The sequence below is a fragment of the Campylobacter sp. MIT 99-7217 genome (genome assembly GCF_006864365.1).
In the GTDB taxonomy this organism is placed as follows: Bacteria; Campylobacterota; Campylobacteria; order Campylobacterales; family Campylobacteraceae; genus Campylobacter_D.
Window position 1 is genome coordinate 69,157 of sequence record NZ_QHLJ01000005.1, and the last position, 21,421, is coordinate 90,577.

Below are 21,421 nucleotides of genomic sequence, written 5' to 3' on the forward strand. Positions count from 1 at the left end.
GCTTTTTGAAAAGCGAGTTAAGTTATAATCTAAAGCTAAATCGATCTTAAATTTTTAAGGATATTTTATGTTAAGACTTGTGTTTTTTGGGTTTTTGGTTTTGCTTTTTAGTGCTTGTGCGCCAAAGTCAAGTTTTGAACAAGCGGTGGATTTATCAAGACAACAGCCTTGTGCAAGTTGCGAGAGTGCTGAGGGTTTTGAAGCAAGAATCAAGGGTTTGATTTATTTGAGTGATGTTGGGATAAGATGTTGTGCAGATAAACGCACACTTGATCCTAGTGTAGCTTTGAAAAAGGTATATATCCATAGAGTTGTTGATCTTCCTGAAGAAAATAAATTTTTTTACAATGGTACAAGTAAATACTATCTTGAAGCTCAGTTTCACGCCTCATTTTACCGCTTTTTAGAGCAAGAACTTCGTGCTAGAGGCATTATCGTTGTTGAGGGCGTGGATAAATCTCCTTATACAATAAGACTTGATTTAAGCTTTGTGGATTTTAATTCTAATATCGATAAGGCTGGCTTAAGATCAAATCTTTCGGCTAGGGTTGAGTTTAAAAATATCAATTACACAAAAAATTTCGTTGTGCGAACAAATCAAGAAGTAAGAGGACTAAGCGGTACAAGTCAAATTCCATTTTATACTCAGCTTCTTATTAAACAAATGGCGAACAAAGTTGCTAGTGTTATAAGCTCGATTTGAGGTGCTTTAACTGCGGAAGTTTTACCTTGCTTGATTTTTGCCATCATTGCGAAAATGAGCTTGGTGAGCTTTCTTTAGGTGCAAGAGATCTTGATGATGAGAGTGGCAAACTTAGGGTTTATTCTTTCTATAAATATTCTGATATAAAGCATCTTTTGCATTCAAAACATAAATTTTATGGGTATTTTGTTTATAATTTTTTAGCAAAGCTCAGTTTTAAGAGATTTCATGAATTTTTTGCTTATGAGGGCAAAATCAGTGCCATAGCTCTTGATGATAGGGTTGAAAATGCTTTGTATTCACATTCTGCTATACTTTTAAAAAATCTTAAAAGCAAAAATATCACTATACAATTTAACGCTTTGCACGCTCAAAATAAGATTAAGTATTCTGGCAAGAGTCTTAATTTTCGCAAGAAAAATAAAAGAAATTATAAACTTTTAAAAAAGATTAATTCGCCGGTGATCTTAGTTGATGACATTGTAACAACCGGAACGAGCATGCTTGAAGCAAAGAAAGTTTTAGAAAAAAACAAAATTTCTGTGCTTTTTGGTTTGGTTTTAGCTGATGCAAAAGAATAATTTGCTAAAATAAAGCTTTTAAATTTAAGGAAAAACCATATGGAAAATATTTTGAATAAAGATTCAGATATAGAAGTTGTGGATATAGAAAATTCCATTAAGAGTAGTTATCTTGATTATTCTATGAGTGTTATTATAGGGCGTGCTTTGCCTGATGCAAGAGACGGACTTAAGCCTGTTCATAGGCGTATTTTGTATGCTATGAATGATCTTAATGTAGGAAGCAGAAGCCCTTACAAAAAATCTGCTCGTATCGTGGGTGATGTCATCGGTAAATACCACCCGCACGGCGATACAGCTGTTTATGATGCCCTTGTTCGTATGGCTCAAAGCTTTTCTATGCGTTATCCAAGTGTTGATGGACAAGGAAACTTTGGCTCGATTGACGGAGACGGTGCTGCTGCTATGCGTTATACTGAGGCTAGAATGACGATTTTGGCTGAAGAGCTTTTACGCGATATTGATAAAGATACGGTTGATTTTACGCCAAATTATGATGATTCTATGCAAGAGCCTGATGTTTTGCCTGCTCGTGTGCCAAATTTACTTTTAAATGGCTCAAGCGGTATAGCTGTTGGTATGGCTACAAATATCCCTCCACATAGCTTAAATGAGCTTATAGACGGACTTTTGCATTTGCTTGATAATAAAGAAGCAAGTTTAGAAGAGCTTATGGGCTTTATCAAAGGACCTGATTTTCCAACCGGAGGTATTATTTATGGCAAAAAGGGCATTATAGAGGCTTACCGCACAGGAAGAGGCAGGGTTAAGATAAGGGCAAAAACCCATATAGAAAAAAAGTCAAATAAAGATGTTATCGTTATTGATGAATTGCCTTATCAAACCAACAAAGCAAGGCTTATAGAGCAAATTGCCGAACTTGTCAAAGAAAAGCAAATTGAAGGCATTGCTGAAGTTCGAGATGAAAGCGATAGAGAGGGCATTCGTGTTGTGATCGAGCTTAAACGCGAGGCGATGAGCGAGATCGTGCTTAATAATCTTTTCAAATCAACCACCATGGAAAGTACCTTTGGCGTTATAATGCTTGCTATTTATAACAAAGAGCCAAAGATTTTTACCCTTAAAGAGCTTTTAAATTTATTTTTAAATCACAGAAAAACGATCATCATCAGGCGTTCTATTTTCGAGTTGCAAAAGGCTAGGGCTAGGGCTCATATCTTGGAAGGTCTTAAAATAGCTCTTGATCATATAGAAGAAGTGATCAAGCTTATCCGTGCAAGCGCTGATAATGCTGAGGCTAAAGAGGGCTTAATGGCTAAATTTGGGCTAAGCGAACTTCAGTCAAATGCGATCTTAGAAATGAGACTTTCCCGTCTTACAGGGCTTGAAAGAGAAAAGATAGATAATGAATTAGCCGAGCTTATCAAAGAAATCGCAAGGCTTGAGGAGCTTTTAAAAAGTGAAACTTTGCTTGAAAACTTAATCCGCGAGGAGCTTAAGGAAATCAGGTCTAAATTTGATGTGCCTCGTATTACTCAAATCGAAGATGATTACGATGATATAGAAATCGAGGATTTGATACCAAATGAAAATATGGTCGTTACTATAACGCATAGAGGTTATATCAAAAGAGTGCCTAGCAAGCAGTATGAAAAGCAAAAAAGAGGCGGCAAGGGTAAGGTCGCAGTAACTACTTATGATGATGATTTCATAGAAAGCTTTTTTACAGCAAACACTCACGATACGCTGATGTTTGTAACTGATCGCGGTCAGCTTTATTGGCTAAAAGTTTATAAGATCCCTGAGGGAAGTAGGACGGCTAAGGGTAAGGCTGTGGTTAATCTCATAAATTTACAAGCTGATGAGAAGATCAAGGCTATCATACCAACGAGCGATTTTAATTCTGATAAATCTTTATGTTTCTTTACTAAAAACGGGCTTGTCAAACGCACAAATTTAAGCGAGTATCAAAATATAAGAAGCGTTGGAGTAAGGGCTATAAATTTAGATGAAAATGATGAATTAGTAACGGCTATCGTTGTTTTAAAAGATGAAGAAGAGCTTAAATTTGAAGCAAGTCTTAGCAATGAAAGCTTTGAGCAAATAAGCGATGAGCTGGCTAAAAATAGCGAAGAAAAAGCAGGTAAAATGCTCTTTGTGGTTACTAAAAAAGGCATGTGTATTAAATTTAATCTTGCAAGAGTAAGAGAAATAGGGCGTGTGGCTCGTGGAGTGAGTGCGATTAAATTTAAGGAAAAAGATGATGAGGTGGTTGGAGCTGTCTTTATAGAAAATGATGAGCAAGAAATCTTAAGCATTAGCCAAAAGGGTATAGGAAAACGCACTAATGCTGGTGAATATCGCTTGCAAAGTAGGGGCGGTAAGGGCGTCATTTGTATGAAGCTTACTGATAAGACTAAGGATTTAATCGGTGTTGTTATCGTTGATGAAAGTATGGATTTAATGGCACTTACAAGCTCTGGCAAGATGATAAGAGTTGATATGCACAGCATAAGAAAGGCTGGACGCAATACAAGTGGCGTTATCGTTGTGAATGTTGAAAATGATGAGGTGGTAAGCGTTGCAAAATGTCCTAAGGAAGAAAATGAAGAGGATAGTGAAATAAGCGAAGAAACAAATTCGTAAAAGTTGGAACACTTCTTGCTTGATTAGCTTTGAAATATAGATTGAAAGGTTGTAAAATGAAAAACTTAACTTTAATGCTTTTCATAGCTTTAATGGTGAGTGGGTGTGTTGTAGCGCCTAAGGGTAAAACCGCGGCAGCTTCTAATTTCACAAATCCTCTAGGAACAAGCACGGGTACTTCAGCAACTTCAAGTAGTACAAGTGCTTCTCCTGATATCGTCGTTCAAAAGGTTGATAAGGACGATGTTCGTGATATTATCAAACAAGAAAAAATGCTTGCTTTAGATAGTAGTGAAAATGAACTTAGCTTTGGTGCAGTGGGTGAGGGTATCGCTCCTTTAAATACAGTTTCACCAGCCCAAGCTCTTGCCCTTGCAAAAAGAGCAGCCCTAGCTGATGGTTACCGCCAGCTTGCAAGTAAGCTTTATGGCGTGAAAGTAAATGGTAAAGATACCGTAAAGGATGCGATGCTTAAAAGCTCAGTTATCGATGCTTCGGTTAATGGTTTGATCAAAAATGCAAGTATCGTTGATGAGGATTTTAACCAAGGACTTTATAGAGTCAATTTAGAACTCAAAATAGATGCTGATAAGTGGAAAGAATTATTTGCTTACTGATACTCCTTGCTTGTAAGCTTTTTGCCCAAGATGAATTTATCTTTTGGGCAGAGCTTTCAAGCAAAAACTACATACTTTTTCATCAAAACGAAAATCTTTCTATGGCTATGACACAAAGCGATGGCTTGAGTAGGTCTTATGCTTGCGAGATTGCTTATACTCAGGAGGATTTGAGTTATCTTCAAAGAGATGATTTTAAGATGATTGATGATGATATGCCCAAGGCTCTTAAATTTCGCTTTTTAAATGCTCATAAAGAAGAGCTTGTGCAGTGTTTTATAGGTGCAAAAATCAATGTCAAAGATAAGCTTAATAGCACTTTTTTAAAAGCACAAAGTGAAACTTATATACAAATGCTACCTCTTCGTTTTAGTGTTGAATTTAAAGAAAATTTAGCCATTATTTATGAGCTTAAAAAACTAAAATAAAATCCAAACAAGCAAAGGCATAGAAACAAAGGCAAAAAGCACTCCAAAGGCAATGGAGCTGATCGCTAAATTTGTATCAAGCTTAGCCTTAATGATCATCGCACTTGCTAAAGTCATCGTAGGCACAGAGGATTCAAAAATGGCTACTATGGCTGATGGCGTTGTTTGCATGGAAAAAAGCTTTAAAATCAAGATAAAGATCAAGGGTGCTAGAAGCATTTTTGCTAAGATGACTAAAAAAGTTGCTTTGTAGCTTGATTTTATCGTTGCAAAGCTAAGTCCTAAGCCTATGGCAAATAAAGCAGTAGGCGTGGCTGCATCCCCAAACATCTTGATAGGCAAAAAGATTAACTCAGGCAAGCTTATAAGCTTGCACGCAAAACCTAAAGCCAGAGCTATAAATGGCGGAAAAAGTAAGATCTTTTTTACATTTTGCATGAAATCAATCTTTGTTTTGCTGGCTAAGGATATAACAAAGGGACCAAAAAGACTCATAGGCAAAGCCGTTGCAAGAGCATCATAAAAGATCACTTCGCTGACAAACTGATTTTGTGCAGGATATAAAGATGAAATGATAGGCAGTCCTATAAATATAGTATTTCCAAAGGCTGAGAGTAAAAACATGCTCACTAAGGTAGCCTTAGAAAATTTGCATACAAAACCTATAAATACGCTTAAAAATGCAGCGATCAAGCAGGAGCTAAAGCCCATTAAAACATAAACGATAAGGGAAAAGTCAAATTTAAGATGATAGCTTTTGTCAAAGATCAAGCAAGGCAGAGCAAAGACGATAACAAAGTCAAGAAAGGCTCTTGCTTGTTTTTGTTTTAAGACATAAATTCGCTTTGCAACATATCCTCCCATAAGTAGAGAAAATATCGTAAATAATGGCTCTAGGACAAACATATAACTCCTTTTTTAAACGAGTTATTGTAGTGCGATAAAGCTTAATTTGATTTGAAAATAGAAAAAATAGTTAAAATTTAACCCTTGAAAACAAGGGTTAAAAAGGATTATTGAAGTAGTCTTAGGACATTTTGTTGCACTTGATTTGCTTGGGCTAGTGCATATGAGCCTGATTGTGAAAGGATATTTTGTTTTGAGAAATTTGCTGATTCGCTAGCAAAGTCTACATCTCTTATTGTTGATTCTGCTGATTTGACATTAACCTGAGTAACACTTATGTTGTTGATCGTTACTTCAAGTTGTTGTTGGGCTGAACCTATATCTGCACGAGTTTGATCAAGGTTAAGTATAGCTGTTTCAGCTATATCCATAACAGCCATAGCACCTTTAAGTGTAGTAACACCTGAGGTTTTATCAGCGATATCAAGACCTACTGAAGTTGCTCTTAAAAAGGCGAAATTTGATCTACCTGAGCCAGCAGAATAACCTGAACCCGCAGAAACCATATACGCTTGTGAGTATTGCGAGGTGGCTGAAACAACTAGAGTATTTTGAGCAAGCAAGGCAGAAAAGTCATTACCTGATCCTATAGAATAACCAGAACCTGCTGTAAAGCCAGAACCTGCTGTACTCATGTAATCTGAAATCGTTTGTGTTATGATAAATTTAGAACCACCAGGATATGCGTTAAATCCTGTAGCATCAGCCATTTGAGCATCTAAAGTTCCCTTGCTATCTCTTAAAGATATAGAAGTTTGGGTTACGAAGCTGCCAGCATTTAAATCAAAGCCAAAGCCTGTTCCACTTATAGAAATATCTTGACCGCTATTTTTAACTAAACTTAAGCGACCATAATTTTCGTATTGTCCAAGCATGATACCTGCTCCACCACCTATATTTCCACTGATAGCAATACCACGACCCTCTCTTGAAGTTAAAACTAGCATACCATTGGCATCTTTTGAAGCTTCAACGCCTGTAGTATCTTTTACAGCATTGATCGCTGAGACAAGCTGTCCATTTTCATCAGCAGCCTTATAGTCGATTTGTCCTATAGTAACGCCATTGATCGCAAAATCAGTTGTTGTATTTCCAGCCTTGATAGGAAAAACACCCTTAGTGGTTACATTAAAACTTGCTCTTACCCCTGTTTTATCAGCAACTCTGTTGATTTCTTCGGCTAAAACGCCTATGCCTGTTCCTGATGAGGTTGAAATGATGACATCAGCAAACTGAAAATCATCAACGCCATCATAGTTCTTGATGACCATTTGAGCTATACCAGCAGCTGTGATATTTTCTCCTGTTTCAAAGCGAGTAACCCCTATCTTACTTGACATCGTAGGACCTATGGTTGCTTTTATGGTTTGGTTTGAACTTGAACCAATTTGAAATTCTTGGTTGATAAAGCCACCACTTAAAAGCTGTTTGCCGTTGAAAACTGTGGTATTAGCGATATTGTCAAGTTCTTCCATAAGGCGGTTGATATCTGCTTGAAGCATGTTTCTTGTTTTAAGACTTTGACCATCTTGGGCTGCTTGTGTTGCCTTTGTTTTGATCATGTCCAAAATTTTGATTTGCTCGTCCATAGCCTTATCAGCAGTTTGCAAGATACCTATGGCGTCATTACCATTGTTGATAGCTTGACCTAGTGTTGAGGCTTGAGAGCGAAGCTGATCAGCTATAGCCATGCCTGAAGCATCATCTTTAGCTGAGTTGATCCTAAGACCTGAACTTAGTCTTGCAAGCGAGTTATCTAATTCTCTTGAGGTGATAACTGCGTTGGTATGTGCATTTAATGCACCTATATTTGTGTTAATCCTTAAACTCATTTTAAATCCTTTCAAAATATTGCTCCAAACCAAAAGCAAGAAGCGTTCCAACTTTTTAAATTTACCTATAAATAAGCCCTTAGAATAAGGCTAAGTATTTTTTAAACTCTTTTTTTTTACAATACAAGATCAAAAATAAAACAATAAATTTAAGGAAAGCATTGTGCGTGATGTTGTAAAAATGAGCATAAAATGCTAGCTCAAAAAGCTACCATTGTTGCAAGTTTGTGTGCCTTGTTTCTTGCTTTGATAAAATTTATCGTTGGAATGCTTAGCTCAAGCGTTGCAGTTCTTGCAAGTGCTATTGATTCTTTAATGGACTTTGTTATTTCTATCTTTAACTTTCTAGCACTTAAAAAATCCTCACAAAAGGCTAATGAAAACTATAATTTCGGCTTTTCTAAGATAGAAGCACTTATGGGGCTTGTTGAGGGCTTTTTTATCGTTTGTGTAGGGGCTTTCATCTTTTATCAAAGTATCATGAAAATTTATCACAAAGAAGAAATTTTAGATTTAAATTTAAGTATTTTTGTGATGATTTTTGCCTTGATCATAACCGCTTTGCTTGTGATTTTTTTAGAATTTGTCGCTAAAAAAACAAAGAGCTTGATCGTGCAAAGTGATTGTTTGCATTATAAGAGTGATTTTTTGACCAATCTTTGCACGCTTGTGGCTTTGGTTTTGATTTATTTTACAAACTTATATATCATTGATTCGGTTTTTGGTATCTTAATCAGCCTTTATATCGCTTTTAGTGCCTTTAAAATCATCAAAAAAGCCATAAATTTCTTAATGGACAAGGCTTTAGAAAAAGAAGTCATAGATCAAATTGCAACGCTCATTAAAGCTCATCAACAAATCATCACTTTTCATGATCTTAAAACACGCAAAAGCCCACAACTAAACTATCTTAGCGTGCATCTTGTTTTCTCGCCTGATATCTTGCTTATCAAGGCTCATGAAATAGCTGATACGCTAGAACAAGACATAAGAAAGCAGTTTCAAGATCAAAGGTGGGAATTTCAAATTCATCTTGATCCTTATGATGATTTTGAAGAAGAAAGGACAAAGCAGTGAAGCAAGATAGCAAAGATAAACTAAAAATAGCACTCATACAGCAAAAATTTCACGGAAGCAAAAAAGCAAGCGTCGAAAAAACCTGCGAACTGATACAAAAAGCTGCCAAGCAAGGAGCAAATTTAGTGTGTCTTGGCGAGCTTCATCAAAGTATGTATTTTTGTCAAAGTGAAAATGTGGATTTGTTTGATTTGGCAAATGACTTTGAAGAAGATGTGAAATTTTGGGCTAGCATAGCAAAGAAAAATGAAGTTGTCTTGATCGCCTCTCTTTTTGAAAAAAGAGCTTCTGGGCTTTATCACAACACGGCTTTTGTCTTTGAAAAGGACGGCTCTTTAGCTGGAAAATACCGAAAAATGCACATTCCTGATGATCCTTGCTTTTATGAGAAATTTTATTTTACTGAGGGGGATTTGGGTTTTGAGCCTATAAATACAAGCGTTGGACGGCTTGGGGTTTTGATATGCTGGGATCAGTGGTATCCTGAAGCAGCTAGGCTCATGGCTTTAAAAGGAGCGCAAATTCTCATCTATCCAACGGCTATTGGCTGGTTTGATAAGGATAGCAAAGAAGAAAAGCAAAGACAGCTTGATGCTTGGCTTGGTGTGCAAAGAGGGCATGCCATCGCAAATGGGCTTTTTGTGGTGGCTATCAACCGCGTAGGCTTTGAAAAAGATGAAAGTGGGGTGGAAGCTGGGATTCGCTTTTGGGGGAATTCTTTTATTTTTGGACCTCAGGGTGAAGAGCTTTTTAGGGCAAATTCTACAGATGAAGAAGCTTTCATCAAAGAACTTGACTTGCAAAGAGGCGAACAGGTAAGAAGGTGGTGGCCTTTTTTAAGAGATAGGCGTATTGATTTTTATTCAGGGCTTACGAAAAGATTTATTGATTAAAAAGGAGAACTTATGGAATTTGGATTTTGGGTGATCGTGATTTTATTTTTATTTACGATTTCTTTGCTTGTCAATCGCTATGAAGCAAAGATTAAATTTTTTAGATCAAGTATAGAAAAAATACGAGCCGATATAGAAGAGCTTAAAGACTTTGTTGAAAAAAATCGTTTATTGATAGAAAAAAATCGCTCAAACATAGAAACGATCAGCAAAAAACAAGAAAAAGAAGAGAAAGAAGTATTGTAAAAAAAGCCCAAGTTTTTTACTTGGGCTTAACAATATTTTGAAAAGACTGATCCCTATCATCGTCTCTTTTGAAAAAAACTTTATAATAAAATTTGAAATTTGAAAACAAAATCTTATTTTAGCTTACAAAATGCTTTCGCTCAAAAATTTTAAAGTCTAATCCTAAAAGCTTAATTAAAAAATGAAACAACTTAAGGCTATATAGCATAAATTTAAGCACAAAATAAGTTTTTAAATGTTTGTTAAAAATACTTTAAAATAAGCATTAGAAATTTTAAACTCAATTAAAAGTAAAAAGTCTTTAAGCCAAATTTTGAAAATTAATATAAATTTAAGCAAATATTCAAAAAAAAAAAAAAATACAATTATGAATTATTTTTAAAGGAGAAAAAATGAGACTTTTACTTGCAATCTTTTTGCCTTTTGCTGTGTTTTTTACTATAGGTCGCCCTATAGCTGGAGTTATTTGTTTGATACTGCAAATCACTTTTATAGGTTGGTTACCAGCAACAGCTTGGGCTATTTATGCACTATCGCAGTATAAAACTGATAAAAAGATAGAAAAGGCTTTGAAAAATAAAGAGCAAATTTAATCAAGCTTTGTTATGTTAAAAATTTAACTTAACTAAGCTTTTAAATTAAAAAGCCAAGCTTTGAAAAGCTTGGCTGGCAATCATTGTTTATCGATCACCTTGTAGTTATAAGGTCTTGTGTTTTTGTCAAACTCAAGATACTCTGCTGGAGGATTGCCATTGATTTCTTCATGTTCATAGTAGCGATCTCCTGCTTTGTGTCCATTAAGATCCACTTTATAGCGAATATCTCCCGGATTAAGCTTTTGGATTTCCTCAAAACCTAAATTTGAAGTTTTAAAGTCATTTATGCCGTTTGCTGCAGCGATTTGAACAAGTTTAACCTGTCCTTCTTTTGCCATTTCAACAGCTTGTAAAAGCATTCTTGAAGCTTCTCTTGGATTATGAAAGCCTGTTGAGTTTTCAGCACCGATGAAATCGCCTCTCATTTGAGCTTTTCTATGAAGTTCTAGCACCTCTTTAAGAGCAGCTGAAATTTTTGCTTGATCGGCTTTTCCGTCTTTTTGATAAATATCCTTAGCACCTAAAAGCTCACGCATATTTTTGATATCCATGATGAGATTAACTGTTGCATATTCAGCACTTCTTAGATCATAAGCCACTGATTTTTGGATATCTTTGATTTGTGCTTTAAGATAATCCTCGCTTTGATTGTGGCAAGTTTTGCAAGCTGCGTTGATATCTTGAAGTGGTGAGGTAACATTGTGATTGGTCATCTTTTTTGCACCCTTTCTAATATAAGGCATATGACAATCTGCACAACTTACACCATTAGCAGCATGAACGCCACCGCTGTAAAGTTCGCTTTCGGGGTGTTGGATTTTGATCATAGGAGCGCCACTTAATTTATGATTCCAATCTGCTGCAAACACATCACGAGCTTTTTCGTAATAATCATCAAACATTTCTATCCTAAATGGTTCGCCTTTTTTCCATTCTCCCCAAGGGAAAACAAGCTCTATACCAGCAACTTCGATTTCTTTGGCAGCATTTCCATCTCTCCAAGAATCAAACTCATCATAAGTTTTTTGAGTGCCGTCCCACCATTTTTTGCTCGTATCATCGGCTATAGTTTCGCCCATGACCTTAACCTTTGTTCCTGTTGGCCTAAAATAATACTCAACATGGCATTGTGAGCAAACTAGAGTTCTCATCTCATCTCTTGAAGCTTTTACACCTGTAACAGGATCAGCTTCATAACCTCTAAATTTAACTAAAGCATTGATAGCTGCTGGGCGAGTAAGTCTAAGTTCCATAGTATTTGGAGCATGACAATCAGCACAGGTTACACCCATTCTTTTGCCACCATGAGGACCACTATGTTCTGGTGAGTTTTCTGCAAATCCATTTACTGCAGGAACATTCTTGATCATTGTCCAATATTTGGTCGAGTTAAACGCTACAAAATCACCTTTTGCTGTGTTGTTGATAAGCCAAGGAGTCCAACCACTATGGCAGTTCATACAGGCAGCAGGTTGCCCAGCAAATGCTTTAAAACCATGTGCATTTAAGAAATCTTTGTTATTTCTTGCTGTATCCATTTGATCAACTTGAATCCAAAAGTGTCCTCTTTCTTCATTTGCATCAAGGCTAAATGGATATCCTGCCCAAAGCACAGTAAGTTGTGGATAGCGAATAAGCTTAGAATAAGCTAAATTTCCGCCAAATTCAGTAGAAATAGGCTTTTGTTTTTCCACAGTAAGATACATATCAAGATAATCAGGGAAGTTTTGACCCCAATGATCAAAAGTTGGATTGTCATCGCTAAGCTCAACGATATTTTTTGAAGCAAGCCCACCAACTCCTTCATTTTGTTTTTTGGTAATATTATTATTTAACCAAAGTATTCCAACGATTACAACAACAAGAACTATAATCGCACCCCATAAACTTTTTTTGTTCATTCCTTCCTCCTTTTAAATTTAAAATCCTCTTTTATGACCTACACCCTCATGACAGGATACGCATTTTAAAGAATTATCTCTATGCGGATCAGTTGTTGGGTTGATCACATTGCTTACATATTCGCTATGACAGCGAACGCAGTTGTCTTGCACCATTTTTTTACTTTTTTCATTTGCACTTAAGTTTGTAGGTAGTTCGTCAAGTTTAAAAGTGAAAGCATAAGCATGTCCTACGCCACTTTCAGCCTTTGCGATCCACTTGCTTACAAAACTATGAGGCAAATGGCAGTCATTACAGCTTGCTTTTGGCTCTCCTGCTATCTTTTTTGAATGTGGTGCTTTAAGATAGTCGTTATAAACCTCGTTCATGATATGGCAGTTATTACAGGCTGCGCTATCATTGCTAAAATAGGACAAGCCTTTAGCATTGTAAAAGGTGTAAAAGCCCACAGCAAAAAACACAAAAATGAGTACAAGAAAAACACTATAAAGACTTGATGAAGTTTTTTCTTGCTTCAAATTGCTACCTCCTTAATTAAAGATTTACTTAAATATGAGAATTGTAGCTCAAATTAATTTAATTTTATCTTAAGGATATATTAACTCTTAATTTACTTAAATGCCATATTTTAAACAAAAATTAAAATATAAATAAATTTACACTTAAGGTTTTGATGATGCAAAATAGCCCTCAAATGTTTTTAAATCGTGAGCTTTCTTGGCTTGCTTTTAATTCTCGCGTACTTGATCAGTGTTCTAAGGATATACCCTTACTTGAAAAATTGAAATTTATTGCTATTTATTGCACGAATTTAGATGAGTTTTATATGATAAGGGTTGCTGGGCTTAAACAACTTTTCTCGGCTGGCATTACTATTAGTGGAGTTGATGAGATGACTCCTTTAATGCAGTTAAAAGAAATCCGCAAATATCTACATAAGGAAAAAGCAAAATTAGAGTATTATTTTAAAGAGGTCGTTCATGCTTTAGAAAAAGAAAATCTTTTTATAAGAGCTTATGAAAAATTAGATGAAGGTTTGAAGCAAAAATGCAATGAGTATTTTTTTTCGCATATTTTTCCTGTTATCGTGCCTATTGCTGTTGATTCTACTCACCCTTTTCCACATTTAAATAATCTTTCTTTTGCTCTAGCTGTAAAGCTTTGTGATCAAAGTCATGAGGATATGATCAAATTTGGAATGATACGAATTCCTCGTGTTTTGCCAAGATTTTATCAGGTTCAAAACAATATTTATGTTCCTATTGAAAGTATAGTTCAAAGGCATGTTGAGGAGATTTTTCCGGGATACAAGCTTTTAGCTTCAGTTGCTTTTAGGGTAACTAGAAATGCTGATATGGCGATCGAAGAAGAAGAAGCAGATGATTTTATGATGATACTTGAGCAGGGTTTAAAACTTCGTAGAAAAGGGGCATTTGTAAGACTTCAAATCCAAAAAGGAGCTGATGAGGAGATCGTTCAATTTCTCAATACCCATATGAAAATTTTTCATAAAGATGTTTATGAGTATTCTACTTTGCTTAATTTACCCCAACTTTGGCAAATCGCTGGAAACAAAACCTTTATTAATTTACTTAGTCCTTCTTATACGCCTAAGGTCTTGCCTCCTTTTAATGAAAATTTATCTATTTTTGAGTGTATTGATAAACAAGATATTTTACTTTTTCACCCTTATGAGAGTTTTGATCCTGTGTATAAATTTATCAAAGAAGCAAGCACTGATCCTAGGGTTATTTCCATAAGAATGACGCTTTATAGGGTGGAAAAAAATTCAAATATAGTCCAAGCTCTTATAGATGCTGCAAGTGAGGGCAAACAAGTAACGGTTATGGTAGAACTTAAGGCTCGTTTTGATGAGGAAAATAACTTGCACTGGGCAAAAGCACTTGAAGAAGCTGGTGCTCATGTGATTTATGGCATTACAGGCTTTAAGGTGCATGCTAAGCTAGCTCAGGTGATCCGCAAAGAAGGCGAGGAGCTTAAATTTTACATGCATCTTGGAACAGGAAATTATAATGCAAATACAGCAAGAATATATACTGATGTGAGTTATTTCACTAGAGGCGTTGATTTTGCTCAGGATACAACAAGTTTTTTTCATATCCTAAGTGGTTTTAATAAAAATCGCCGTTTGCAAGTACTTTCAATGAGTCCAAATCAAATCAAAGAGCGAATTTTAGAAATGATAGGCGTTGAGATTGGTAAGGGCAAGGAGGGTGCTATCATAGCCAAGATGAACTCCTTAGTTGATAGTGATGTGATTAACGCCTTGTATGAGGCAAGTAAGGCTGGAGTGAGTATACAGCTTATTATCCGCGGAATTTGCTGTTTAAGGGTTGGTGAGGAATATAGCCAAAATATCAAGGTTCGTTCGATAGTGGGTAAATATCTTGAGCATGCGAGGATTTTTTATTTTAAGCATAGTTTGCCAAATTATTTTATTTCAAGTGCTGATTTGATGCCAAGAAATTTAGAACGAAGACTTGAGTTAATGACACCTATTTTTGATGAAAATTTAAAGGCTAAATTAGCTCAAATTTTACACTTGCAACTCAGCGATACAGAGCTAGCTTATGAGCTTCAAAAAGATGGAAGTTATGAAAGGGTAAAGAAAATAAACGATAAGACAATGAATAGTCAAGAAAAGCTTGAAGAATATGTGGGACGAATTTTTAAAACCCTTAAAAAAGACCGCGATCAAAGTAGAGCCAAAAGGCTTGCTTCAAGGCTTTTTAGAGATAATTAACAAGGCAAGAAAAAGCTTCTTGCCTTAAAATCCACTTGTATTTTTATCATCAGTTTCTATGCTAAAGCCTGTTGTGTTTTTGTCTTTGAGCTGGATAGGGGTTTTTTCTGGTATTTTTGGAAGCTCTAAAATGCTCGTGTCTATGTTGTCTATATTTAAATTTTCATTATTTTCTTCGCCAAGTAAGTTAGAAAGATCAGGAATTTGTGGAACATTTGGTGTTTGTACGCTGATATTTTTTTCTATGGATTCGATTTCTTTTCTAAGCTGTTCTTTGCTATCACCTTTTATATCCGCATCTTGCAAGAAGCGTTTAAATTCTTCAAGATCAAATTTTTCCACCCCGCTTACTGAGAGTATATAAATTTCTTTGATTTCAAGCCTATGTTTTTTGCTGATGAAACGCTTTAGTGTTTCTTTGAAATTATTTTTGCCTATTTCTGTAAAAATGTCCTCATAAAAAAAACCAGAAATCACGCTTAAAGTGCTATCATAAAGTTTTGATGTGTTATTTTTTAAATTTGAGCCTTCAAATTCTAAGGATAGTTCAATCTTTTTTAAGGTATTAGCACCAACTTTAGAATACAAATCAGTCCTCAAGCCCTTAAGCTCTAAAATTTCAGCACTCAAGATCAAAGGCAATAAAAACAAAAGCAATATTTTCATGATTTTTCCTTGATTTATTTTATATTTTATCTAAATCCTCTAAATACAAAAACTCATTCTTTTTATAAAATTCAAGCACTTCTTCATCGATCTTTGCAGAATGCAAAAAGTATTCTTTAAAATTTTGTGTTCTTGAATAAAGAATTTTTAATGTTTTTGGATCTATAGCTCTTGAAATAGCCACATAAAGCTGCCCATTTTCAAAAATATGATCAATGTCGCAAATAAGCTTTTGAATGCTCATACCTTGTGATTTATGTATGGTTATAGCGTAGGCTAGTTTTATGGGAAATTGATAAAGTTTTGCACGAACATGATCTTCTAAATCATCTGCAAACAAATCCTCAAGCGTAAAAGCAAAAGGCTCTAAGGTAATATGAACGCCATTGCTCTTTAAAATTTGTATAAAAATTTCCCCGTCTTCTTCAAAGATATCATCAACAAGCCCTTGTTCTCCATTGTAATAATTTAATTCCCAGTTATTTGCACAAAAAATAATCTTCGCTCCCACCTTAAGCTTTAGCTCATCTAAAACACTAAGCCCTTTTATCCAACGCTCAATACTCTTATCATCTAAGCTTTGATCAAATTTTTGCACCCTTGCTTTAAAGGTATAAAGTTTTCCCTCAAGTTTGCTAAGCTTGCTTTCATTGATACAATCAACTTTTTTATTAATCCCGCAAAGTAAGGTAAAATCATCATCTAAGCGTTCATAATCTTGGGTTTTAATTATAAATTGTTCAAAATAACAAGCCTGCTTTTCATCAAGCTTACTTTCTCTTAGGGCGAGTAAATGTGTGTAGAATTCTTCATTTTGCGTTCTTTTTGGTAAGTGTAAGAGGATATTTACGAAATTAAAATTTTGCCATGCACTAGAAGAAAATGCGTAGTAAGCCCTAGAAAAAAGATGATTTTTTTCTTGTTTTGCATTTTGTATGGGCGGTAGCTGGCAAAAATCGCCCACAACAAGCATTTTGCCTTTAAAATCAGCATCTTTTAACCTAAAATCAATCATCTCAAACACACTTGCACTGACCATAGAAATTTCATCAATGATGATGAGTTCAAGTTTTTGAAGAATTTTCCTTAGCTTTTTGAGTTTTTCTTTTTGTTTTTTATCCAAAGCCATAAGTTCATTTAAATTTGTGCAAATTCCAAAGGCAAAGAAGCTGTGCAGAGTGAATCCACCTACATTAAAGGCTGAAATTGCTGTTGAGCCAAGAACGGCTATTTCTTTAGCGCTTTGTTTATAGTCTTTTTTAAGCTCATTCGTAAGATAAGATTTTCCAACTCCAGCTCCACCACTTAAAAAGACATGATTATGTTTTAAAATTTCTTTAAGTTTATTTACTAAATTCATGGTAGAATTATAGCCGTTTTATTTAAATTTAGGGATTTAAAATGCGTTTTAAAATTTTAAATTTTGCATTTTTTTTGAATTTTTTTGTTTTTTTTATGATAGCATGTTCTACTAAAACAACTACAAAAACACCAATAACACAAAATAACACTTATTCACCACAAGAGCAAGGACAAGAAGAATATTTTGTTGATCCTTACACTTATAAAGATAAAAGTTTTGTTGATTTGCTCGATCAATTTAGAGGTTTTGATGTAGATATGAAAGCGCAGTATCATCACTATATGTCTACATTTTTTGATCCTTGGAACGATCATTTGCGTAGGAGAAAATTTGATATAAATAAAATTTTTTGGGCTTTTGGAGGCTATTTAAACCCTAATAAAGAATATTATTTTTTTAGCAAAATTCCTATCCCTAAGAGTTTTTTTGAAAAAGCCTTAGACAATGCAAACAAAAAAGCCTTTCTAAGCGTGAGCAAAAAAGCCTTACTTATAAGAAATTCTTTTAGTAAAAATATCCCTGTAAATACTGAAATTTTGCTTGATCCCCTCCAAGCTGGAGAAGGAGTGCCATTTGATTATGCTATGGATAGTGCTTTAAATGCCGGAACTCCTGTTTTTATCAGTCATTATACTAAGGATAAGCAGTTTGCTTTGGTGTATTCGTTTTTAGGCTGGGGCTTTGTAAGAGCTGATGATTTGGAACTTTTTAACGAAAAAAGAGTGCAAATTTATAAAAAACTTCAATTCATTACCCCACTTTATGAAAAAAAACCTATTTTAAGTATAGAGGGTAAATTTTTGTTTGAAACAAGGATAGGGGCTATCTATCCTTTTTATAAAAGTGATGCCCATTTTTACTATGGAAAGATAGGAAAAAACAGCTATAAAATACCCAAAAACGAGGCTTCTTCCTTTCCTCTTCAAGCAAATGATGCAAATTTAAAACGCATGATGAAAGAGCTTGTGGGACTTCCTTATGGTTGGGGTGGATATGGTTTTGAAAGGGATTGTTCTTTGCTTACAAGAGATATTTTTGGAAGTTTTGGGGTATTTTTACCAAGAAATTCCTATGCTCAAGCACTCAGCTTTACTAATCTTGATATTAGTACTTTAAATAACGAACAAAAACTTAAATTTATAGCCAAGTATGCTAAAGCTTATCAAAGTTTGTTATATCTTAAAGGACATATCACGCTTTATGTGGGTAAAGTGGAGGATAAAGAGTTGATGTTTCATAGCATTTGGGGTTTAAGAAGTAAAGAAAATGGACGCTTACTCATAGGATCTTCTGCTTTTACTCCTCTTGATGTGGGTAGTGAGGATAAGAGAGTAAAGCAAGCTGATCTCATACTTTCTAGAATGAGCATGCTAAGTATTTTTGGACTTAGTGAGGCTGAGAAAAAAACCTTACAAGAAGAGCTTTTAAAACTAGCTCATTAATCAGCTAAAATTTCAAGGCAAAACTCTTCTTTGTATCCTTGAATTTTTATATCTATGATCTTTAAATTTGAAGGGAGCTTGTTTAGTAAATCTTGATTGTTTTGGATTTGATATTTAGCACAAAGCCTTAAAAGCTCTCCTCTTAAAGCTTTGGCAAAATGACTAACAACCTTGCCATTTTTTATAAATTTATAACTTGAATGTTTTTGCTTAAGGGTGTAAAATTTTTCATAAAAACCAGCCCTTAAATCAATGATATCTTCATCTTGCAAAAACTTATCTAAGGCTTTAGTGAAGTGTTGTTTATAAAATTTTTCTATTTCGAAATTTTTGATTTTTGCACCCTGTTTAAATTTATAAAAAGGGATTTTATCCTTTGCTAAAATAGCTCCAAAGAGATTTGAAAAGATTAAAACGCTCTCATCGATATAGGTCTTTGCTCTTATGTCTAAGCTTTCATAATCTAAATGCTTAAAACTTACCCCGCTATATCTTTGAATAGCCTTTTGTGTAGGGAGTTTGAGTATATTTTGTTTAAATTTAAGTATTTCTTTTTCTTCTTTAAGACCAAAAAGCTCACTAAGTTCTGCGAAATTTGCGTTAAAAACAAAGTCATTATAGGCGTTTATAGCTTCAAGTCTTTTAGCAAATAAATCTTCAAATATAAATGATTTTTCATTAATAGCTTCAAAGCTTGAGGATTTATTTTTAGCTTCACTTGGGGCAAAAAGTATTTTCATAAATCTTTCTTTTTTATTAAATTTAAGAGAGATTATAGCAAAATAATTATCTTTGCATTCAAAAAAATTTGTATTAATTTGCCTTAATTATCATTTTTTCAAAATTTATAATTAATGAAAGAAATTTAAGTTTGGCATTATGTTTATTTTTTTGTTTTTATTAATGAATATATTTTTATCAAAAAAATGAATATTTTTTCTTGACAAAAAGTATTTTTTTAGGGTATAATCTTGCTTTTAATTTTAAAAAATGCTGGTTTAGCTCAGTTGGTAGAGCAGCTGCCTTGTAAGCAGCAGGTCGGGGGTTCAAGTCCCTTAACCAGCTCCATTTATCTTAGTATTTTTTAAGATTTTTTAGCAGTGTTTGACCAGATATGAAATATATGGTGTTAAAAGGTGAGTTACTCAAGTGGCCAACGAGGGCAGACTGTAAATCTGCTGACTATGTCTTCCGTGGTTCGAATCCACGACTCACCACCATGCTTTGCGGGAATAGCTCAGTTGGCTAGAGCATCAGCCTTCCAAGCTGAGGGTCGCGGGTTCGAGTCCCGTTTCCCGCTCCATTTTAAATTTACTGGGAGCTGTATTAAGCTTTGATCTTGATTTGCTTGAATACATCAATCATTAAATTTAATTTTTTGTTGTCTTTTCTTAAGTGTAATCTCCTGAGCGCTCGTATGGCTCAGAGGTAGAGCACTCCCTTGGTAAGGGAGAGGTCGCGGGTTCAATTCCCGCTATGAGCTCCATTTACGAATGAAATTATACTAGGTTAAGATTGGTTTGAAATAAAAATTTTTTTATGGAGGATTAAAGATGGCTAAAGAAAAATTTTCTCGTAATAAGCCACATGTAAATATTGGAACTATCGGTCATGTCGACCATGGTAAAACAACCTTGACAGCTGCTATTTCTGCTGTTCTTTCAAGAAAAGGTTTGGCGGAGCTTAAAGATTATGATAATATCGATAATGCTCCAGAAGAAAAAGAGCGTGGTATTACTATTGCTACTTCTCACATCGAGTATGAGACTGAAAATCGCCACTATGCACATGTGGATTGTCCGGGACACGCTGATTATGTTAAAAACATGATCACAGGTGCTGCTCAAATGGATGGAGCTATACTAGTTGTTTCAGCAGCTGATGGTCCTATGCCTCAAACAAGAGAGCATATCTTACTTTCTCGCCAAGTTGGTGTGCCTTATATCGTTGTATTTATGAATAAGGCTGATATGGTTGATGATGCTGAGCTTTTGGAACTTGTTGAAATGGAAATTAGAGAGCTTTTAAGTTCTTATGATTTTCCGGGCGATGATACTCCTATCATCTCAGGATCTGCTTTGAAAGCTTTAGAAGAAGCAAAAGCTGGACAAGATGGAGAGTGGTCTGCTAAGGTCATGGATCTTATGGCTGCGGTTGATAGCTATATCCCAACTCCTGTTCGTGATACTGATAAAGACTTTTTGATGCCTATTGAAGATGTTTTCTCTATCTCAGGTCGTGGAACAGTTGTAACAGGTAGAATAGAAAAAGGTATAGTAAAGGTGGGCGATACTATCGAGATCGTAGGTATCAAGGATACTCAAACAACAACTGTTACAGGTGTTGAAATGTTTAGAAAAGAAATGGATCAAGGCGAGGCTGGCGATAATGTTGGCGTATTGCTTCGTGGAACAAAAAAAGAAGAGGTTCTAAGAGGTATGGTTCTTGCTAAACCAAAATCAATCACTCCTCATACAGAATTTGAAGCTGAGGTTTATATCTTAAATAAAGATGAAGGTGGTCGTCATACTCCATTCTTTAATAACTATAGACCGCAATTTTATGTTAGAACAACAGATGTTACAGGTTCAATCAAACTTGCTGAGGGTACAGAAATGGTTATGCCGGGCGAAAATGTTCGTATTACCGTAACTTTGATTGCTCCAGTAGCCCTTGAAGATGGAACTCGCTTTGCGATCCGTGAAGGTGGACATACTGTAGGATCAGGTGTTGTTTCTAAAATTATTAAATAAATCTTAAAGCCAAGAGCAATCTTGGCTTTTTGTTTTTAAGGAAAA

The 21,421-nt window shown here is 35.0% G+C and carries 19 protein-coding genes and 4 tRNA genes; 16 read left to right on the forward strand and 7 right to left on the reverse strand.

Translation table 11 applies throughout. The features are described 5' to 3' along the window. Positions 1–67: 67 nt before the first annotated feature. The 5 genes from DMB92_RS05550 to DMB92_RS05570 are packed head-to-tail and all read left to right on the forward strand — an operon-like array spanning position 68 to position 4,936. Positions 68–703, forward strand: coding sequence for a hypothetical protein (locus DMB92_RS05550; RefSeq protein ID WP_142682069.1), 636 nt, complete (start codon positions 68–70; stop codon positions 701–703). After that, complete coding sequence (locus DMB92_RS05555; RefSeq protein WP_142682070.1) at positions 700–1,284, forward strand: ComF family protein; 585 nt, start codon at positions 700–702, stop codon at positions 1,282–1,284. Before DMB92_RS05550 ends, DMB92_RS05555 begins: the two co-directional genes overlap by 4 nt. 39 nt (positions 1,285–1,323) lie before the next feature. Further along, a complete protein-coding gene (gene gyrA, locus DMB92_RS05560; RefSeq protein WP_142682071.1) occupies positions 1,324–3,891 on the forward strand; it encodes a DNA gyrase subunit A in 2,568 nt (855 codons plus the stop codon). Between the two features lie 56 nt (positions 3,892–3,947). Further along, the gene (locus tag DMB92_RS05565) at positions 3,948–4,508 is read left to right on the forward strand and encodes an LPP20 family lipoprotein (protein ID WP_142682072.1); all 561 of its coding nucleotides are present in this window, start codon (positions 3,948–3,950) and stop codon (positions 4,506–4,508) included. Next, positions 4,484–4,936 carry a hypothetical protein gene (locus DMB92_RS05570; protein ID WP_142682073.1) on the forward strand — a complete coding sequence of 151 codons (453 nt, stop codon included), beginning with the start codon at positions 4,484–4,486 and terminating at the stop codon, positions 4,934–4,936. Before DMB92_RS05565 ends, DMB92_RS05570 begins: the two co-directional genes overlap by 25 nt. Here the strand turns inward: DMB92_RS05570 and DMB92_RS05575 are convergent. Together DMB92_RS05575 and DMB92_RS05580 are read right to left on the reverse strand one after the other, a co-directional pair. After that, a complete protein-coding gene (locus tag DMB92_RS05575; protein WP_142682074.1) occupies positions 4,928–5,842 on the reverse strand; it encodes an AEC family transporter in 915 nt (304 codons plus the stop codon). The genes DMB92_RS05570 and DMB92_RS05575 overlap by 9 nt on opposite strands. 107 nt (positions 5,843–5,949) lie before the next feature. Then, positions 5,950–7,674, reverse strand: a complete 1,725-nt coding sequence (locus tag DMB92_RS05580) for a flagellin (protein WP_142682075.1) — start codon at positions 7,672–7,674, stop codon at positions 5,950–5,952. A 192-nt stretch (positions 7,675–7,866) separates the two neighbouring features. Between DMB92_RS05580 and DMB92_RS05585 the strand changes: the two genes are divergently transcribed. From DMB92_RS05585 to DMB92_RS05600, 4 genes are all read left to right on the forward strand, one after another. Next, a complete protein-coding gene (locus tag DMB92_RS05585; protein ID WP_142682076.1) occupies positions 7,867–8,751 on the forward strand; it encodes a cation diffusion facilitator family transporter in 885 nt (294 codons plus the stop codon). Continuing rightward, positions 8,748–9,644 (forward strand): carbon-nitrogen hydrolase, encoded by an 897-nt coding sequence (locus DMB92_RS05590; RefSeq protein WP_142682077.1) that lies wholly within the window; start codon positions 8,748–8,750, stop codon positions 9,642–9,644. The genes DMB92_RS05585 and DMB92_RS05590 overlap by 4 nt, the downstream gene beginning before the upstream one ends. A 12-nt stretch (positions 9,645–9,656) precedes the next feature. Further along, a complete protein-coding gene (locus DMB92_RS05595; RefSeq protein WP_142682078.1) occupies positions 9,657–9,890 on the forward strand; it encodes a hypothetical protein in 234 nt (77 codons plus the stop codon). Between the two features lie 392 nt (positions 9,891–10,282). Next, positions 10,283–10,483, forward strand: coding sequence for a YqaE/Pmp3 family membrane protein (locus DMB92_RS05600; RefSeq protein ID WP_142682079.1), 201 nt, complete (start codon positions 10,283–10,285; stop codon positions 10,481–10,483). 80 nt (positions 10,484–10,563) lie between these two features. Here DMB92_RS05600 and DMB92_RS05605 read toward each other — a convergent pair whose 3' ends face one another. Beyond that, a complete protein-coding gene (locus tag DMB92_RS05605; protein ID WP_142682080.1) occupies positions 10,564–12,387 on the reverse strand; it encodes an ammonia-forming cytochrome c nitrite reductase subunit c552 in 1,824 nt (607 codons plus the stop codon). A gap of 18 nt (positions 12,388–12,405) precedes the next feature. Next, positions 12,406–12,906, reverse strand: coding sequence for a cytochrome c nitrite reductase small subunit (gene nrfH, locus DMB92_RS05610; protein WP_142682081.1), 501 nt, complete (start codon positions 12,904–12,906; stop codon positions 12,406–12,408). Between the two features lie 158 nt (positions 12,907–13,064). Between nrfH and DMB92_RS05615 the strand changes: the two genes are divergently transcribed. Further along, a complete protein-coding gene (locus tag DMB92_RS05615; protein ID WP_142682082.1) occupies positions 13,065–15,152 on the forward strand; it encodes an RNA degradosome polyphosphate kinase in 2,088 nt (695 codons plus the stop codon). Between the two features lie 24 nt (positions 15,153–15,176). Here DMB92_RS05615 and DMB92_RS05620 read toward each other — a convergent pair whose 3' ends face one another. Both DMB92_RS05620 and DMB92_RS05625 read right to left on the reverse strand, forming a co-directional pair. After that, a complete protein-coding gene (locus DMB92_RS05620; RefSeq protein WP_409513398.1) occupies positions 15,177–15,821 on the reverse strand; it encodes a hypothetical protein in 645 nt (214 codons plus the stop codon). Between the two features lie 16 nt (positions 15,822–15,837). Then, entirely contained in the window at positions 15,838–17,178 is a 1,341-nt protein-coding gene (locus tag DMB92_RS05625) for an ATP-dependent RecD-like DNA helicase (protein ID WP_142682084.1), read from the reverse strand. A 41-nt stretch (positions 17,179–17,219) separates the two neighbouring features. Here DMB92_RS05625 and DMB92_RS05630 point away from each other — a divergent pair, with 41 nt between their 5' ends. Next, entirely contained in the window at positions 17,220–18,623 is a 1,404-nt protein-coding gene (locus tag DMB92_RS05630) for an SH3 domain-containing C40 family peptidase (protein ID WP_142682085.1), read from the forward strand. On the opposite strand, the gene DMB92_RS05635 is transcribed toward DMB92_RS05630, so the two are convergent. After that, positions 18,620–19,363, reverse strand: a complete 744-nt coding sequence (locus DMB92_RS05635; protein WP_142682086.1) for a YaaA family protein — start codon at positions 19,361–19,363, stop codon at positions 18,620–18,622. The genes DMB92_RS05630 and DMB92_RS05635 overlap by 4 nt on opposite strands. A 252-nt stretch (positions 19,364–19,615) precedes the next feature. Between DMB92_RS05635 and DMB92_RS05640 the strand changes: the two genes are divergently transcribed. The 5 genes from DMB92_RS05640 (at position 19,616) to tuf (ending at position 21,376) form a co-directional block, all read left to right on the forward strand. Then, positions 19,616–19,691 (forward strand) — tRNA-Thr (locus DMB92_RS05640). A gap of 67 nt (positions 19,692–19,758) precedes the next feature. Then, positions 19,759–19,843 (forward strand) — tRNA-Tyr (locus tag DMB92_RS05645). Positions 19,844–19,849: 6 nt separating this feature from the next. Then, a tRNA-Gly gene (locus tag DMB92_RS05650) sits at positions 19,850–19,926 on the forward strand. Positions 19,927–20,034: 108 nt separating this feature from the next. Continuing rightward, a tRNA-Thr gene (locus DMB92_RS05655) sits at positions 20,035–20,109 on the forward strand. Positions 20,110–20,176: 67 nt separating this feature from the next. After that, entirely contained in the window at positions 20,177–21,376 is a 1,200-nt protein-coding gene (tuf, locus tag DMB92_RS05660) for an elongation factor Tu (RefSeq protein WP_142682087.1), read from the forward strand. Positions 21,377–21,421 lie beyond the last annotated feature (45 nt).

Coding starts and splice junctions, on each gene's coding strand:
- DMB92_RS05550 (WP_142682069.1), top strand. CDS start 68: ATGTTAAGACTTGTGTTTTTTGGGTTTTTGGTTTTGCTTTTTAGTGCT.
- gyrA (WP_142682071.1), top strand. CDS start 1,324: ATGGAAAATATTTTGAATAAAGATTCAGATATAGAAGTTGTGGATATA.
- DMB92_RS05565 (WP_142682072.1), top strand. CDS start 3,948: ATGAAAAACTTAACTTTAATGCTTTTCATAGCTTTAATGGTGAGTGGG.
- DMB92_RS05575 (WP_142682074.1), bottom strand. CDS start 5,842: ATGTTTGTCCTAGAGCCATTATTTACGATATTTTCTCTACTTATGGGA.
- DMB92_RS05580 (WP_142682075.1), bottom strand. CDS start 7,674: ATGAGTTTAAGGATTAACACAAATATAGGTGCATTAAATGCACATACC.
- DMB92_RS05585 (WP_142682076.1), top strand. CDS start 7,867: ATGCTAGCTCAAAAAGCTACCATTGTTGCAAGTTTGTGTGCCTTGTTT.
- DMB92_RS05595 (WP_142682078.1), top strand. CDS start 9,657: ATGGAATTTGGATTTTGGGTGATCGTGATTTTATTTTTATTTACGATT.
- DMB92_RS05600 (WP_142682079.1), top strand. CDS start 10,283: ATGAGACTTTTACTTGCAATCTTTTTGCCTTTTGCTGTGTTTTTTACT.
- DMB92_RS05605 (WP_142682080.1), bottom strand. CDS start 12,387: ATGAACAAAAAAAGTTTATGGGGTGCGATTATAGTTCTTGTTGTTGTA.
- DMB92_RS05615 (WP_142682082.1), top strand. CDS start 13,065: ATGCAAAATAGCCCTCAAATGTTTTTAAATCGTGAGCTTTCTTGGCTT.
- DMB92_RS05625 (WP_142682084.1), bottom strand. CDS start 17,178: ATGAATTTAGTAAATAAACTTAAAGAAATTTTAAAACATAATCATGTC.
- DMB92_RS05630 (WP_142682085.1), top strand. CDS start 17,220: ATGCGTTTTAAAATTTTAAATTTTGCATTTTTTTTGAATTTTTTTGTT.
- DMB92_RS05635 (WP_142682086.1), bottom strand. CDS start 19,363: ATGAAAATACTTTTTGCCCCAAGTGAAGCTAAAAATAAATCCTCAAGC.
- tuf (WP_142682087.1), top strand. CDS start 20,177: ATGGCTAAAGAAAAATTTTCTCGTAATAAGCCACATGTAAATATTGGA.